The sequence below is a fragment of the Acidiluteibacter ferrifornacis genome, from assembly GCF_009909615.1.
Classification (GTDB): Bacteria; Bacteroidota; Bacteroidia; order Flavobacteriales_E; family Vicingaceae; genus Acidiluteibacter; species Acidiluteibacter ferrifornacis.
Map to the genome: position 1 here is coordinate 454 of NZ_WWNE01000014.1, position 16618 is coordinate 17071.

Here is a 16618-nt window from a genome sequence, read left to right on the forward strand (position 1 = left end):
GAAATGAAACTTTAGAGAGACGGAGAAGTTCCGATTTTAAGAGGAAATCACTCCGCCGAAGTTAAGATTTAGGAAGAGGGGGAATTTATTTTTTTCAAAGACTTGACCTTTTGTTTCATTTTGGGTCAAGCCAAAAGAAAAAAATGCATTTATAAATCACAATGTATTTAATTAAAAAAGTGTAATAATTACAAGTACTAGAAACACCAAAACAAAGAATCAGCCAACAATTGATTATCAACTCCAAATACTAAACCCATGAAAAATCTCAAAAAATACATTACAAGAATAAACCTCCAATTATTATTAATTTTTTTATTGCCTACTATAGCCACCGCCCAAGGCGGTTGGCAGTGGGCAACTAACTATGGGGGAGATAGGAACCCACCTTATGAGACTGTGAAAAGTCTACAAACGGATCAATGGGGGAATATCTACATTGCAGGAACTATAACAGACATTTACCAGCGGGATAGTGCAGGAAATGTGCTTTACGATAGCAACTTTTTTCCATTGCTACACAATTACGGCAAAGAAGACATTTGGGTAGCGAAGTATAGCCCTACCGGCAAGAGCCTTTGGCATGAATATGCTGGAAGTGGAAACCCTGATGTTATCTATGCTTCAATAACTGATAAAATTGGGAATACTTTTATCGCCGGCAGGTTAAGCTATAATTCCTTTCGATTGCCACATACTTTTAACAAAAAAAGAATTTCAAATGACAGTCTTACAACTTTTATTGCTAAATTAGATTCTTCTGGAAAGTTGCTGTGGCACAAGCCATTTGGGTTTGATTCTATTAATAATATCAGACTTACAATGGCTAACATTGGAGTATCAATAAACAAATACAATCAGCTAGTATTCTTTATTAATTCAGATTCTAGAAAATTGATTTTCAATGTAGACACCATTGATGAGGGTTGGCATGCTGTTAAGTTGGACTTGAATGGTAGTTTCATTCAATCGAAGCGATTGCCTTTTAAAGATTACCAAAATAGCCCATCTAATTTAAAAACAAATATTGACGCGAATGGCAATTATTATTTTCATGGTTCTTTTCAAAGAGATACGCTTTTTCTATTGAATGACACTATTGTGCGAGATGGGCAAAATGTCGCCAATGGCATTGTATTGGCGATAGATTCCAATGCCCATTACAAATGGAGCTTTGTGAGTAATAATAGTTACGATCCAATTACAAGTGGAAAGGTTCTTGGGGATACCATATTTACTTCCATTAATGTAACTTCTTTTCAGGTAGATACTGTTTCTTTTGGAAGTCATAAGTACAAAACCAACACAAAAACTACTCAAGAAAGTGTATTGTTAATGTTGAATTCCAATAATGGGAATGTTATAGGATTAAAGCATAATTCAGGCACACAGAGCCAATATTCAGTTAGCTATTCGGTTGCTGCCAATAAAGATTTTATGGCAATTGGCGGGAAGTTTGACAAAAAAATGACTTTTTCTGGTACGACTAATTATATGGAGAGTGTGAGTAAAAGTAGTGGGTTTACCAACTCCGATAACTATTTTGCATTATTCGATCGGCAGGGCAACTTTATCTGCGAAGATTTTTTATACACCTTTGGTTCTGTTGATGGCATTCAGCAAATTACATTTGTAGATTCCACTATTTATGTGGCTGGTTTTTTTAGCGATACCTTGTATGTGAATGGAGATACATTAATTGCAGCAGGAGGAAATGATATCTTCTTAGCTCGTTATGATTTGCCTTGCGGCAAAGGCATACCAGTAGGCATAAAAAACAAGTACATTCCTGCAGAAAATGGCGTATTGGTGTATCCCAATCCTGCTGCTGAATTCACTAACCTGATCGGAAAACCAATCAGCAACACGGCACAGTTATTAGACATAAAAGGGCGAGTAGTAAAAAGCTTTTCATTAGATGTAAATCTAATTCAACAACAAATTCCATTAGATGAAATAGAGCCCGGGATTTATTTCTTAACCATTGTTGGCAATAAAGAAAAGCAAGTGTTGAAGATTGTGAAGAAGTGAATGGGATAATGAATCAATGCGTTAATTAGTCAATTTTTAATGGTTGAATTAATGAATTCAATTCCCATACCTTTGTTATCCATAGTTTATTAAGTTTACATTGAGCGTAGCCGAAATGAAGCGACTGTCCTTGAAAGAAATGAATTAGAACTCAAAGTGAAACTATAGAGAGACGGAGAAGTTCCGATTTTAAGAGGAAATCACTCCGCCGAAGTTAAGTTTTAGGAAGAGGGGGAATTTATTTTTTTCAAAGACTTGACCTTTTGTTTCATTTTGGGTCAAGCCAAAAGAAAAAGGAGTAAAAACAACTTTATTTTTATTTGTCCAACATTTCACTTCGACTCTGCTCAGTGTAAACATCTCGCTCAATGTGACAAATAAAAAGAATACTCAGCTAACGATAAACCTCCGAGGGATCACGCTCAAGGGTTAAATTGAGGGATAATCAATAAAAATTAAACCCACACCAATTCAAAAAATATCTAAATAGAAGATATAATTCCTACCCATTTTTAGTTTTCAAAAAGCAGTGCTTTTATGTAACTTCAACTTTTCAATTGTAATTCATAAAATCACTGTTCATGTCCGAAAAAAAGACACTCTATCTCCTTGATGCATTTGCACTTATTTACAGAGCCTATTTCGCATTTAGTCAAAATCAAATCATCAACTCTAAAGGTCAGAATACATCAGCAATTTTGGGCTTCACTAATACACTATGGGATGTATTGCAGAACAACAATCCAACACACATCGCAGTAGTTTTTGATACCGACAAACCTACTTCCAGACACATTGAGTACAAGGAATATAAAGCACAGCGTGAAGCAATGCCCGATGATATTCGTTCAGCGATTCCTTACATCAAAGAAATTATAGAAGGTTTTGACATCCCTATTTTATTTTCAGATGGTTTTGAAGCAGATGATGTAATTGGAACGTTGGCTAAAAAAGCTGAAAAAGAAGGCTATACCACTTACATGATGACTCCTGATAAGGACTTTGGACAATTGGTTTCTGAAAACATATTTATGTACAAACCTGCTAGAATGGGAAACAAGGCAGAGATTTGGGGAATTAAAGAAGTGTGTGAAAAGTTTGAAATTACTGAGCCCCTTCAGGTAATAGATTATTTGGGTATGTGCGGCGACGCAGTGGATAATATACCTGGGATACCTGGGGTTGGCGATAAAACAGCTAAAAAATTCTTAAAGCAGTATGGGAGTATTGAAAATTTACATGCTCACAGCCATGAATTAAAGGGTAAAATGAGAGAGAAAGTAGAAGGCAGTATAGAGCAGGCACTACTTTCTAAAAAATTAGCAACGATTATTGTAGATGCCCCTGTCGAGTTTGACGAGAGCAAATTAATAAGAGGAGCTATGGATAAAGAAAAGTTGGGCGAAATTTTTTCAGAACTAGAGTTTAGGACGCTGGGTAAGCGAATACTTGGAGAGGAAGTGGTGGTTCAGCGAGCAACTACTGATGGTCAAATGGATTTGTTTGGTAGTGTCACTCAAGAAGAGATAGAATTGAATGCACCATCAGAATACGCCACCATAGAATCAACTGATCACGCCTATATTTTTGCGGATAACGAATCGAAAATGCAAACTCTTTTGGAGGTTCTTTCTGAAGCTAATACCATCTGCTTTGATACGGAAACCACTGGTTTAAATCCACAAGAAGCAGAATTGGTAGGGATTGCATTTTCTACCAAGAAAGGAGAAGGTTTTTATGTACCCATTTCTGCTGATTTTGAAACAGCTAAAAAGGAAGTGGCAATATTCAAACCTTTCTTTGCTGATGCAAAAAAACAGCTTGTAGCACAGAACTTGAAATACGATTTAGCCATTTTGAAACGCTATGATGTCCAATTCAAAGGTTCTTTTTTCGATACTATGATTGCCCACTATTTGATTCAGCCCGATATGAAACACGGCATGGATTTTTTGGCGCAAACATATTTACATTATGATCCAGTTTCTATAGAAACAATCATCGGTAAAAAAGGGAAAAATCAAAAAAGCATGCGTGATATTGATCCATCGGCTATAGCTGATTATGCTTGCGAGGATGCAGACATTACGCTGCAGTTAAAAGCACTTTTTGAACCACAAATTAAGAAGCTGAATCTTTCTAAGTTGTTTTATGATATTGAAATACCCTTAGTGGAAGTATTGGCAGATATGGAGAATGAAGGAATCAATCTTGATATAGCAGCTTTAAAAATATTTTCAGAAGAGTTAAAAGATGACCTTGCTCGATTGGAGCAGTCTATTTTTGACATGAGTGGCGAACAATTCAACGTAGATTCTCCAAAACAGTTGGGAGAAGTTCTGTTTGAGAAAATGGCAATCACCGAAAAGGCGAAGAAAACCAAAACAGGACAGTATTCTACATCTGAAGATACCCTATCTAAATTGGCTGATAAGCACGAAATTGTGGGAGTTATTTTAGAGTATCGTTCATTAAAGAAGTTAAAATCAACTTATGTAGATGCTTTACCAGAGTTGGTAAATCCGCACACACATAGACTGCACACCAATTATATGCAAACGGTGGCAGCTACAGGTAGATTGAGTTCTACGAACCCTAACTTGCAAAACATTCCTATTCGAACAGAAAAGGGCCGTGAAATAAGAAAAGCATTCATTCCTAGAAATGATGACTATACTTTGTTAGCAGCGGATTATTCTCAAATAGAATTACGGATTATCGCAGCTTTGAGTAAAGATGAAAGTATGATTCAAGCGTTTCAGAGTGGAGATGATATTCACGCTGCAACAGCTTCAAAAGTTTTTGAAGTGGACATCAAAGATGTTACTCGAGAGATGAGAAGTAAAGCCAAAATGGTCAACTTTGGAATAATATATGGCATTTCTGCCTTTGGGTTATCTCAGCGTTTAAATATATCTAGGGGTGAGGCAGCAGAGATAATCGAAAGTTATTTCAATAAATACCCGAGTATTAAAGCCTATATGGATAATGCGATCGAAACCGCTCGAGAAAAAGGCTATGTAGAAACCATTATGGAACGTCGCAGGTACTTGACAGACATCAACGCGAAGAACGCTGTGGTGAGAGGTTTTGCAGAAAGAAACGCCATTAATGCACCTATTCAAGGTTCAGCAGCTGACATTATAAAAATTGCCATGATAAATATTCATAAAGCATTTAATGCGAATAATTTTAAATCAAAATTATTGTTGCAAGTGCATGATGAATTGGTCTTTGATGTACTTAAAGAAGAATTGGAAACCATCAAACCTATCGTGAAAAAGGAAATGGAAAATGCGGTAAAACTCAATGTGCCTTTGACCGTAGAAATGAATAATTCGATTAACTGGTTAGAAGCACATTAAATTGGAACTTCAATAAGATTTATTATATTTAGTTCTTTAAAACTCAGAGAAAATGAAGAAACTCTTGATTGTTTTTATCTCCTTCTCCTCATTAGCAGCATGTGTCACTAAGCACGAAGAAAAAAAGGAAGTTCTAGATGATCCTGTATTAATAGAAGCAGAAGTTAGTATTAAGGAACTTTTTTATGCAGTCCCTTCACCGATGGAATTGAGTACTTTATTCAAAAAGGCCGGTTTGCAGTTTGAAAAATCATACTTACTTTCTCACGAAGAGATGAGTCATTATCACGAGTCTGAAAAAATGGCCTTGATTTTAGGTGTATATGGGGCAGACTTAAGCTACTCCAGTATTTTTAAACGAACACAAGAAGCCATGGTTTACATGTCCGTTTGCAAAGATCTATCAGAAAACTTAGGAATTGGCACAGGTTTCAACGAAAAAATGGTGATGCGATTGGAGTCTAACATAGAAAATAAAGACTCTATAATTTCCATTATAGCTGCTTCGTTTTTAGACATGGACAACTACCTGAAAGAAAACAAACAAAGTGAAAATGCTACATTGGTAGTTATAGGAGGTTGGATTGAAGGTATCTATCTTGGTACCTCAATGATACAGACTAGCGAAAGCAATCAAGAAATAAAAGAGGTAATTAGAGACCAATATGGATCTTTAAAGAGCTTAATAAAATTAGCAAACAGCCAGACCTACACTAGTCAAACTCAAATTGCTATGCTTTTGGCTAAGCTGGAGTCTGTTTTCAAAACTATACAACCAACATCCGCTAGCTCGGGAACAATGCAGCAAGAAGGAGAATTATTAGTTTTAAAACAGACAAAAATCCAAGAGCAAGAAATTGATGATACGGCTTTCGAAGAAATCAATGAACAAATAAAAATAATTAGAAACACGATTATTCAACATTAATTTAAACGGTTATGAAGAAATTATTAATCATTGCTTTATTGCTTTCTTCATCGTTACTAACCTTTTCTCAGTGTAAGTCATTTACTAAAAAGAATTGTCTGCCGGCGCTTCAACCTTTTATCTCAAACGGACAAATGAATGCAGCTAAATTAGCTCCTGGAGAATCTGCGGAACTGCAGATTTCTTTTTCTAAAGGATTAAAATATAGGTTGCTATTGTGTACTTCAGATTTTTTGGGAGAGGTGGAAATGATTATCCTAGATCAGAATAAGAATAAACTGTTTAATGATCAGGTTGAAAAAAATACCTCCTTTTGGGACTTTAAGGCAGAAGCTAGTCAAGTATTAACTATTCAAGTTAAAGCGCCTGAGAATACATCAGAAAACGAATTAATGGGGTTAGGGTGTGTCACTATCATGAGTGGCTTTCAAGAATAGCGCTCTTTCTTTAAATCTAACAATAGATAGTAAAACGAAAAAAAGGAGTTCAAATTTTGAACTCCTTTTACATTATACTACAGTTATTCTGTCAACCTTATTGTACGATGAGCTTTTTCACTAAACGTTCACCATTAATTTCTATTGTCATTAAATAAACACCGGAATGGACATTTGAAGTATTTATATCAAATCGTTGTTGTCCACTGGTTAATAGAGTATTGTCAACAATTGTCTGAACTCTCTTACCTGTTAAATCGGTAAGGAATATAGTTGAGATAGACGATTGATCTAGAAAAAACTTCAAGGTTGTCTGAGAATTCGATGGATTTGGGAATAAATTCAGTTGCAAACGGTTGGAGGCTTGCTCTTCAATTCCTACAGGAACGCCATAAATTCTAATATCATCAATATATGCATTGTTACCGTCTGCTGAGTTAAACTTAAATCTAAAGCGAACATCTGATTGCCCGTTTAAACCACCTTGAAAGGTGAAAACCTTTAACGTAGTCCATTGAGATGCAGCATTAGGTGTAAAGTCGGCTTGAGATATTCCATTTGAACCTGCCATTTCGCTAGTCAGGAAGGTCCATCTATTTTGCCATGTTTCTCCACAGTCTATTGATGTTTGTATTTCCAATTCATCAGCTGACAAACTTGATCGTCTCTGATAGGCCATTTTAAAATCTAATTGTGGGGAATTTACATTTGACATATCTATACTTGGAGTTGTAAAAGATTCTATTTCTCCACTAACTTGAGTAAAAGTAGTTCCATTTTTGGCATTGTTCTCCAATTTCATGGAAGAGGAGCTGTTGTGTCCTACGTTTCCTACTCTAGTCCATCTAGTGGTTCCTGTTGGGTTTTCAACCGCAAATTCTTGAAAAACACGAATTGAAGATTCAAAGCCCTCAGAGTAGGTTAATCCATCATAATTGGTAGCATTAGGGTCTAAAACAAAGACTTTTTGAGATAAGAACTGTGAGGAACTGCCTTGCGCATTCGACACCGTGAAAGTCACATCATAAGTTCCTACAGTGTTGTAAACCACTGTTGGAAAAGTATCTGTTGAAGTAGATGGAGTAGCTCCATTAAATGTCCAATTGTATGAAGTTGGAACACCATTATAGGAGAAGTTGTCAGTGAATTGAACAGTATCACCTACACAAGCATAAACTAGACTTTTGGGGCTTTCCATGTATGCGATAGGAGCACAGGGCTGAGTTACATATCCATCATTTGTCCCTGTTGCAATTAGATTGGAAGCAGAAACTAAATTTTGTAACCAAGGATAACTTGCAGAAGACAATGTAGCTCGCATTACCGCTACTTGACCTTCGGTAAACATGTATTGGCAATCATCATAACTCATGTAGTTTTCCATTTGATCCGGTACATTTGTTGTAAAAGCGGATGGTCCAGAAGCATCATTGGAGCAAGTGTTGTTTGAAGTATTACATCCAAAAGTTTCATTTGCTGCAGGTGGAGTGTCACAAATTCTGTCACCACTACTTGAGCAATTCGATCCACAGCCACTTTGAAAAGTGTGAAGTAAATTGAAGCAATGCCCCATTTCGTGAGTTACTGTTCTACCATTTCCACCTTGAGCAGTTCCAATACCTCCCCATTCGTCATGTCTAACTACGATACCATAAGTATTCAAAGAAGCAGAAGTAGTTGAAAATGGAAATTGTGCATACCCTAATGTGGTACCAGTTCCACCACTAGAAGCAATAGAGTTCACTAACCATACATTGAAATATTTGTTTTCATCCCATTGAGCTAATGCCTTAACTTCATTTCTTCTATTAAATGTTAGCATTGAGTTCACTCTTGTGACACCCTCAGTACATTGTCCATTAGGATCGATCTTCGCCAAACGAAATTCAATATCAGCTCTACCTGATAAATTTGCGAATACGGGTCGAATTAAATTGGTGTCGGCATTCAACTTATTGAAATCGACATTGATTTTATCTATTCCGTCTTGAATTTGAGCTAGTGAAATGTTCCCTCTTTCATTACTATGAATAACATGAACGACAACAGGGATTATTATTTTGGGAGCTTTATTTCCACTTGGAGCAATTTGTGCCTCTTCGTATATTTTTTGTAACTGTTTTCTGCCAGCAGGGTCTTGCATCATTTGCTCGTATACAGAATGATCTGTTCCACATTTTTGGGCACTAGTCGGGTGAAAAGCAAATCCTAAAAATGTAACCGCTACTATTTTAATTAATTTTCTCATTTTTACTTGTTTAATTATTTGATCAATAGTTTTTTATTGATCCACTTATTGTCAATTTTCATTCTTATTAAATACATACCACTTGTCAAACCCTTTGTAGCTATTGCTGTTTGGAATGGTCCAGCTTTAATATTGCTACTTTCAAATTCAGAAATTTTTACACCCTCTATACTATATACCTCAAAGTATAATTTAGCAATGTCTTGATTAGCTATTAAACTAACTGTTACATCCCCGGAGGATACTGGATTTGGGAAAATAGAAACGCTTCCTGACGCGATACTATTGCTATTGAGCCCAACTTTTGTGCCAGACACATTGAAATCGTCTAGATAAAAATTATTTCCGTCAGAACCTTTAAATTCAATTTTGAATCGTACGTTGTTACTGAAGTTAATAGAAGGAAGTGATATGGTGTATGTGACCCACTCTGATGGACCTGATGGGACAAATACACCAGTTGTTGGTGCAGCTGTTGCCATCAAATTTCCTACAAAACCAATTCTTGGAGACCATGTTTTACCACAATCAGTAGACGAATAGATGTTGAATTCATCATTACTATTACCATCTATTGTAGAGTAGGCATAATAAAATCTAAGCTTTGGGCTACTTAAAACGGATAAATCAAACGATGGAGTGATGAAGGAAACATTTTGATAGGAGACGTTGTCTGCTCGATTGTTGAAATAAATGCAATTAGACCCTGTGATTGCAGCGCTATTGAACACCTCAAACTTCCCATTACTGAACCCATCTTGAAAAATGTATTTTTCTGTTAAGAAATTCGGATCTTCAAATGATTCTGTGAAAGAAGTTGTAATGGTATCCGCAACATTCGATAATACCCTCACCATATTTGTTTTTGAAACCGATTTAGAGATAGAACCTTTTTGTACATTTAATGAAGCTCCATATTGTCCTGGTTGGCTGTAAGATACTTCTGGGTTTCGCATTGTACTATTAGAAGGAGTTCCGCCAATAAGACTCCAATCCCATGTGTCTGGTGTGTGGTAGGAACGGTCAGCAAAAATGACTGTATCACCAACACAAACCATTTTTTGATCAACATTAAAATCCGCTGCACATAATTGTTGAGGTAATCCTATTCCTGCTGCAGCTAGGTTGGCTGCCGACCATAAATTATTTCTACCTGCAACAGAACTGGTCATTGTAGCTCTCATTCTAGTTCCTTGGCCGGCAGTAAACATTCTGGAACAATAACTATATTCCATGTAGTTTTGAACATTATCCAATGAACCGCAAGTAGTCCCTGATAAATTACAACTCTCCCAACCGATTGTATTTGGTGTGTCTGCAATGCCATCATCAGAATTACAATTGCTTTGATCGGCAGGGTCATTAGTGCTACCCCATAAATGTGGTAAATCTAAGTAGTGTCCAATTTCATGAGTTAGTGTTCTTGATCTTCCAGGCACGCTTGTTCCAATGCTGCCAACATAGTTGTTCAGTACAACAATTCCATCAATTGAAGGATTAAAAACAGTACTTGACGGATAATAGGCATATCCTGCAGCTCCACTACTAATCACTTTTACTACCCATACATTTAAATATTTGTCTCTAGGCCATTGATTCAATTTTGAAGCATTAGTTCCGCTATTGGTTTCGCTGGTATAAATTCGATCAATGCCGTTTGTGCAATTGCCATTTGGATCTAATGTAGGTAATGCCACTTGAATTTCCATGTCAGCTGCAATTCCTTTAAAAGCAGGGACAATTGAAGTGGTATCTTTATTCATTTTTCTAAAATCTTCATTGATACCTCTCACGCAGTCATAAATCTGCTCGTCTGTGATATTCTCCGGACCATCTTGATGCAGAACATGAAACACAATCGGAATAGTGTAAACCGTACCTGCTTTTTCTTTATTTTGTTTTTCAAAATTAGCGGCATGTTCTAGCAATTCTTCTTTTGCTTTATGAATAGCGGCAGCTTCTTCTGGGTGTTCTTTAATATATAGCTCGTTCATTTCATCTGTAGAGCATGGCCTAACAGATTGAGAATTAGCATTTATGGAAGCTACTAAAGCTAAAAATGCGATGAATACTTTTTTTATCATTTTAATAATCTCTTAATGAACAAATAACATTTTCTTTGTCGAAAAGGAGGTGCAAATTACTAATTATTTTCCCCGCGGTTTGTTGTGCAGATTGCAATTCACCATTTTGTTTATATAATTTAAACTGTTCCACAGCCGAGAAATCAGAAGAGTTGGACTCACGTATTTCGGCTTGCATCTCAGTATCAATTACTCCAGGAGAAAGAGCAATCACCCTTATTCTTTTATAGACGTACGAAATTAAATTTTGTTCGGCTTGCATAACTTCCGAAAACATATTCAGCCCACTTTTAGTAGAGCAGTATGCAGCCCAACCATCGATTGGCTTTTTTCCAGCTCCACTACTTATGTTGATAATCATTCGTTTGCACTCCAACTGTTGGAATTGTTTTATAAAATGATTGCTCAACACTATGGGAGATGTAAGGTTTACTTGGATGTTTCTAGAAACTTCTTCAGCAGAAAATGTCCCTATTTTTTTGATGGGATTGAGCATTCCTGCATTATTGATCAATAAAATTTCTTCAGCATCACTTAATTGTGGGAAAGTAAAACTGTTTACCATTTCTGGATTGGATAAATCCAATGGGTGATGGGTATAGTTTTCATGTTGAATTGTGCAAGTTCTGGCTATTCCAATTACTTGTGTATTGGATTGCTCTAAAAAAAGTTCAGCAAGAGCTTTTCCCAAACCCTTGCTGCTTCCAGTTATAAATATATACTTCATTCTATTGATTTATGTCTATAAATCGCCCGATATCTTTCGTGGTGCCGAATACTACGATAGTGTCAGTTTCATAAATAATTGTCTCAGGGGTAGGTACTCCGATAATGTGCTGATCAAAAATATTTTCGCCTTCCTCAGACTTTACTTCATACTCTCGTTTAATAGTAACCAAGTTTAGCTTGTACTTTCCTCTTAAGTCGATGTCTTGAAGTGATCTATTCAAAACCCCTTTAGGCGCCTTAACCTCGGCAATTTCATAATCATCAGGTAATTGCAATACTGAAACCACTGATGGATTCATTAATCGCTCTGCTACTACTTTCCCTACTTCGTCTTCTGGAGATAGAATTTCTTCAACTCCCATTTTCTCTAGAATACGACGTTGTTGTGCATCGTTTGCACGAGAAATAATTCGCTTTACTTTCAACTCTTGGCAGTAAACAGTGGACAGTAACAAGGCCTCAAAATCTTCACCAATACAAATGATCACTGCGTCTACATCTTGAATATTTTGGGCCATCAAGGCTTTCTTATCCGTAGCATCCATACAAATAGCAAGGGCTACATCATCAGAAATATCTTCAATATTACTCTCACTATTGTCAATCGCAATTACTTCAGCTCCTCTTTCAGAGAGTTTTTTAGCTATGACATTTCCAAACTGCCCCAATCCTATTACGGCAAAACGACTATTCTTCATCGGTAACGATTATATTAAACTTAATGAGTTTTCGATATCTGATAATAAATCATCAATATCTTCTACTCCTACACTCATGCGAATTAATGATTCTACTACTCCAATTTTTTCACGCTCTTCTTTCGGAATTGCAGCATGCGTCATTGTAGCAGGATGACACAACAATGATTCTACTCCTCCTAAAGATTCGGCTAAAGTAAATACTTTACAATTGGATAAGAATGTAAACGCATCATCTTTTTTATTTCCCTTGATGGTAAATGAGATCATTCCACCAAAATCACTCATTTGCGCCTTGGCAATTTTATGACCTGGGTGATCTTCAAACCCAGGCCAATAGACCTTATCTACTTTGGGGTGATTTTTTAAATAGTAAGCCACCGCTTTCCCATTTTCACAATGGCGCTGCATCCTTAAATGTAGCGTTTTAATACCCCTTAAGACCAAAAAACTATCCATTGGCCCACAAATGGCACCTGAACTTTTTTGAATAAAATACAATTGATCAGCAATTCTCTCATCATTGGTTATTAAGGCACCCATTACAACATCTGAATGACCACCAATATATTTAGTAACGGAATGCATCACTATGTCCGCACCTAAGTCAAGTGGATTTTGTAAATAAGGAGAAGCAAATGTATTGTCAACGACTAGTGTTAATTGATATTTTTTAGAAATTTTTGCAGCGGCACCAATATCGAGAATACTCATCATGGGATTGGTAGGAGTTTCTACCCAAAGTATTTTTGTCTGTTCAGTAACGTGTTTTTCGACTTCACTCATTTCACTCATGCTGATGAAGGTGAATTTGATTCCAAATTGAGCATATATTTTTGTAAAAAGGCGATAAGAACCTCCATACAAATCATTAGTGGACAACACTTCATCTCCGGGTTGTAACATTTTTAGAACAGCATCAATAGCTGCCATCCCACTTCCAAAACAGAATCCAAACTTTCCATTCTCAAGAGCAGCTATATTTTGTTCCAATGCGCTACGAGTAGGATTTCCGGATCTCGAGTATTCAAAACCTTTATGAATACCGGGTGCTTCTTGATGATAAGTAGAGGTTTGATAAATTGGTGTCATTACAGCACCAGTAGCTGAATCAGGTTCTAATCCAGCATGAATTGCTTTTGTCCCAAATTTCATATCCTTACTCTCCATATTGTAGTCACCGAATTTAAAAATTCTATATAATAGACTTCGAAGTTAATCAATTTTCAAGCCTTCAAATCCAATTTAAGGTAATATTAACAAGGGTTAAGAATGCGTTTTTTTGATCCACTTTGGTAAAATAATCGCTCCAATAAATAAGTAGGGGTAATAGCTAATTAATCGCCACACTAAAGCCAAGGCAGCGATCAATCCTATAGGAATAAAGTCGCGAAGAAATCCTGAGAATGCCAATTCGGCAATACCCGCACCACCGGGTGTAGGGCTAATGAGCATAATGACCCACATCACTAATTGTCTACCGTAAATTAATAAATGATCAGTGACTGGAATAAAAGCCAATATGATAAAGTTGACCACCCAATATCTTGCAGTCCATGAAACTAAAGTAGCACCAAACGACTTTATCCAAAACCGTTTGGGTTTTCCTTTTAGTTCTTTTGAAGTTACAATGATTTCGTCTCCTGTTTCGGCTGCTGAGGATCTCCACTTTCGCAAAAACGGCAATTTGAAAATTTGCAATAAAATCCATTTAAACCCTCTTGGACGAAAAAAGATGGCGTAAGTAATGACACTCGTTAAAAAAACAATGAATAAGTATCCAACAATAAAAATTCCTGCAGTGCCTAAAGTTACTCCAAATATCGTTTTTTCCATCTCTACCGGAAAGAGATTAGAATAACCGACGGCTAGAATAATGATGGGAACCATCAGAATGTAAAACAATTCATCCAACATAGCTGAAGTCATTACTACAGCAGTAGATCTACCAATCTTGACTCCTTCTTTATTGACAATATATACTGCCACTGCTGAACCTCCCACAACAGAAGGCGTAATCGCTGAGGCAAATTCCCAAAGCATAATGGTATCAAAACTGTTTCGCCAACTTATTTGATAATCTGTCAAAACCCGAATTCGATACATATAAGCTAGGTCTCGAATGGCCATCATGATTACAGCAACAATAATCCAAAAAGTAGAATACCACGTCCATTGAACGGCTTCAAAAGCTTTGATATCGAAACTATCAACCACCTGATAAGTAGCTACACTCACCCCCAAGAGTATGGCGATTGCGATACGACCAGGAGAAAATAATTTAAGTGCTTTTGGACTTTCGGCCATTTGGTTCGATATGTTTCAAATTAGAACTTTACTTTTGCAACTCAAAGGAACTAAAACTCTTCTTTTAAGCCATGAAAAAAGTCTACTATCTTCCGTCTTGCAATACGTGTGTTAAAATAATCAAGCAATTAAATCTTTCTGATAGATTTGAACTGATTGATATCAAAACTAATAAAATTACCGCCGAAGAGTTAGAAGAAATGAAAAATTTAAGTGGCAGTTATGAAAGTTTATTTAGCCGTCGTGCCATAAAATACAAAGCACTTGGTTTAAAGGACAAGGTCTTATCTGAAGAAGACTATAAAAATTACATTCTGGAAGAATACACTTTTTTAAAGCGCCCAGTTATTCTGTTCGAAGATCAAATTTTCGTTGGAAATGCTGCTAAAAATGTAGCAGCTGCAGATGCCGCTATCAATAACAAATGATAAATAAAACTGTAAAAGCTCACCTTGCATTATTAGGTGCCAACCTAATTTATGGGGTCAATTACTCTATTGCCAAGTTAGTGATGCCTGAATTTATTGAACCTTTTGGCTTTATATTTTGCAGAGTTTTAGGTGCCCTCCTCTTGTTTTGGGGATTGACCGTTTTCATGAAAGGTGAAAAAATAGAACGCAAAGATTATTGGCGATTATTTATTTGTGGAGCATTTGGTGTTGCAGGAAACCAATTGAGTTTCTTTTACGGATTAAATATCACATCCCCCATAAACGCTGCTATCATCATGACATGCAATCCTGTATTGGTATTAATTATGTCATCCATCATTTTGAAAGAGCGCATTAATGGATTGAAGTTAGGAGGAATTTTTATGGGATTAACGGGTGCTGTTGGATTAATTTTATTCAACAAAAGTTTAACTATTAGCACAGACACTATCATAGGAGACCTATTCATTTTTATAAATGCTACTTCTTATGCCATTTATTTAGTGATGGTAAAACCTTTAATGAAAAAGTATGAACCTTTAACTGTGATTAAATGGGTCTTCCTTTTTGGTTTTCTTTTTGTTTTTCCTTTTGGATTCAATCAATTCAAGGCAATTGAATGGAGTACTTTTACCACTAATACATGGTTAGCGTTTAGTTTCGTAGTGGTGGCCACAACGTTTTTTGCCTATTTGTTTAACATTTATGCATTAAAATCTGTGAATCCTTCTGTTGTTAGTATTTATATATACTCTCAACCCATAGTAGCCACGATGGTCGCCTTATTTATTGGACAGGATGAATTGAATTTTTTGAAGTTGTTTAGTGCACTGTTAATCTTTGTAGGGGTTTATTTAGTCAGCCATAAACCTAAAATGAAGAGCACCTAATAGTGCTAAGTAATTAAAATTGAACTTTTTCTTTAATTACTTTTCCTTCGTCTATAATGTATAAGATATAAATTCCTTTAGGAAGATTTGAAACATCTATTTTTTCTGTGCCTTTGATGTGTCCAGATTTAAGAATAGAGCCACTTAAATCACAGATATCAAATAATGCATCTTCAGAATTTGTTGAATAGTTTATTTCCAACCAGCCCTCTTTATATTGAGCGATTGGAGCATTTGGATTTTGGTTGGTCACTTGGTCGGTTTGCACTAGGATTTTTTTATTACACCTTAAATCTACGTAAATTATTAGTTTATAGGATGTCTATATTTATGTAAATTCGACCAATTGTGCATATTGCTATATCTATTAAACAAATCAATAGATGAATAAAAGTTCATTTTTTATTCAAAATCAGATTTTAATAATTTAACCCCTCAAATCAACAAAAGCGCATCCCAAAATGTTACTT

13 protein-coding genes are annotated in these 16618 nt (G+C 36.0%); 6 read left to right on the top strand and 7 right to left on the bottom strand.

Translation table 11 applies throughout. From position 1 onward, the window contains the following. Positions 1–258: 258 nt before the first annotated feature. The 4 genes from GQN54_RS13705 (at position 259) to GQN54_RS13720 (ending at position 6761) form a co-directional block, all read left to right on the top strand. A complete protein-coding gene (locus GQN54_RS13705; protein ID WP_160634137.1) occupies positions 259–2031 on the top strand; it encodes a T9SS type A sorting domain-containing protein in 1773 nt (590 codons plus the stop codon). A gap of 581 nt (positions 2032–2612) precedes the next feature. Next, positions 2613–5396 (top strand): DNA polymerase I, encoded by a 2784-nt coding sequence (polA, locus tag GQN54_RS13710; RefSeq protein WP_160634138.1) that lies wholly within the window; start codon positions 2613–2615, stop codon positions 5394–5396. 52 nt (positions 5397–5448) lie between these two features. Then, positions 5449–6324, top strand: coding sequence for a hypothetical protein (locus GQN54_RS13715; RefSeq protein ID WP_160634139.1), 876 nt, complete (start codon positions 5449–5451; stop codon positions 6322–6324). Positions 6325–6335: 11 nt separating this feature from the next. Next, entirely contained in the window at positions 6336–6761 is a 426-nt protein-coding gene (locus GQN54_RS13720; RefSeq protein WP_160634140.1) for a hypothetical protein, read from the top strand. Positions 6762–6858: 97 nt separating this feature from the next. Here GQN54_RS13720 and GQN54_RS13725 read toward each other — a convergent pair whose 3' ends face one another. The 6 genes from GQN54_RS13725 to GQN54_RS13750 all read right to left on the bottom strand — a co-directional run bounded on the left by GQN54_RS13725 (position 6859) and on the right by GQN54_RS13750 (position 14827). Beyond that, on the bottom strand, positions 6859–9009 hold the full coding sequence (locus GQN54_RS13725) for a M43 family zinc metalloprotease (protein WP_160634141.1): 2151 nt from the start codon (positions 9007–9009) through the stop codon (positions 6859–6861). Between the two features lie 14 nt (positions 9010–9023). After that, entirely contained in the window at positions 9024–11093 is a 2070-nt protein-coding gene (locus tag GQN54_RS13730) for a M43 family zinc metalloprotease (protein ID WP_160634142.1), read from the bottom strand. Between the two features lies 1 nt (position 11094). After that, the gene (locus GQN54_RS13735; protein WP_160634143.1) at positions 11095–11820 is read right to left on the bottom strand and encodes an SDR family NAD(P)-dependent oxidoreductase; all 726 of its coding nucleotides are present in this window, start codon (positions 11818–11820) and stop codon (positions 11095–11097) included. Between the two features lies 1 nt (position 11821). Beyond that, positions 11822–12520 (bottom strand): potassium channel family protein, encoded by a 699-nt coding sequence (locus GQN54_RS13740; RefSeq protein WP_160634144.1) that lies wholly within the window; start codon positions 12518–12520, stop codon positions 11822–11824. A gap of 9 nt (positions 12521–12529) precedes the next feature. After that, positions 12530–13690, bottom strand: coding sequence for a cystathionine gamma-synthase (locus tag GQN54_RS13745; RefSeq protein WP_160634145.1), 1161 nt, complete (start codon positions 13688–13690; stop codon positions 12530–12532). Positions 13691–13786: 96 nt separating this feature from the next. Next, positions 13787–14827, bottom strand: coding sequence for a lysylphosphatidylglycerol synthase transmembrane domain-containing protein (locus tag GQN54_RS13750; RefSeq protein WP_160634146.1), 1041 nt, complete (start codon positions 14825–14827; stop codon positions 13787–13789). Between the two features lie 71 nt (positions 14828–14898). Here GQN54_RS13750 and GQN54_RS13755 point away from each other — a divergent pair, with 71 nt between their 5' ends. Together GQN54_RS13755 and GQN54_RS13760 are read left to right on the top strand one after the other, a co-directional pair. Further along, positions 14899–15255 (top strand): arsenate reductase family protein, encoded by a 357-nt coding sequence (locus GQN54_RS13755; RefSeq protein WP_160634147.1) that lies wholly within the window; start codon positions 14899–14901, stop codon positions 15253–15255. After that, a complete protein-coding gene (locus GQN54_RS13760; RefSeq protein ID WP_160634148.1) occupies positions 15252–16148 on the top strand; it encodes a DMT family transporter in 897 nt (298 codons plus the stop codon). The genes GQN54_RS13755 and GQN54_RS13760 overlap by 4 nt, the downstream gene beginning before the upstream one ends. Positions 16149–16161: 13 nt before the next feature. Here GQN54_RS13760 and GQN54_RS13765 read toward each other — a convergent pair whose 3' ends face one another. Then, positions 16162–16416 carry a T9SS type A sorting domain-containing protein gene (locus tag GQN54_RS13765; protein ID WP_160634149.1) on the bottom strand — a complete coding sequence of 85 codons (255 nt, stop codon included), beginning with the start codon at positions 16414–16416 and terminating at the stop codon, positions 16162–16164. Between the last annotated feature and the right edge of the window lie 202 nt (positions 16417–16618).

Bases quoted from the DNA above. Each gene is read 5' to 3' on its own strand.
- GQN54_RS13705 (WP_160634137.1), top strand. From the start codon at position 259: ATGAAAAATCTCAAAAAATACATTACAAGAATAAACCTCCAATTATTA.
- polA (WP_160634138.1), top strand. From the start codon at position 2,613: ATGTCCGAAAAAAAGACACTCTATCTCCTTGATGCATTTGCACTTATT.
- GQN54_RS13715 (WP_160634139.1), top strand. From the start codon at position 5,449: ATGAAGAAACTCTTGATTGTTTTTATCTCCTTCTCCTCATTAGCAGCA.
- GQN54_RS13720 (WP_160634140.1), top strand. From the start codon at position 6,336: ATGAAGAAATTATTAATCATTGCTTTATTGCTTTCTTCATCGTTACTA.
- GQN54_RS13725 (WP_160634141.1), bottom strand. From the start codon at position 9,009: ATGAGAAAATTAATTAAAATAGTAGCGGTTACATTTTTAGGATTTGCT.
- GQN54_RS13730 (WP_160634142.1), bottom strand. From the start codon at position 11,093: ATGATAAAAAAAGTATTCATCGCATTTTTAGCTTTAGTAGCTTCCATA.
- GQN54_RS13735 (WP_160634143.1), bottom strand. From the start codon at position 11,820: ATGAAGTATATATTTATAACTGGAAGCAGCAAGGGTTTGGGAAAAGCT.
- GQN54_RS13740 (WP_160634144.1), bottom strand. From the start codon at position 12,520: ATGAAGAATAGTCGTTTTGCCGTAATAGGATTGGGGCAGTTTGGAAAT.
- GQN54_RS13745 (WP_160634145.1), bottom strand. From the start codon at position 13,690: ATGGAGAGTAAGGATATGAAATTTGGGACAAAAGCAATTCATGCTGGA.
- GQN54_RS13750 (WP_160634146.1), bottom strand. From the start codon at position 14,827: ATGGCCGAAAGTCCAAAAGCACTTAAATTATTTTCTCCTGGTCGTATC.
- GQN54_RS13755 (WP_160634147.1), top strand. From the start codon at position 14,899: ATGAAAAAAGTCTACTATCTTCCGTCTTGCAATACGTGTGTTAAAATA.
- GQN54_RS13760 (WP_160634148.1), top strand. From the start codon at position 15,252: ATGATAAATAAAACTGTAAAAGCTCACCTTGCATTATTAGGTGCCAAC.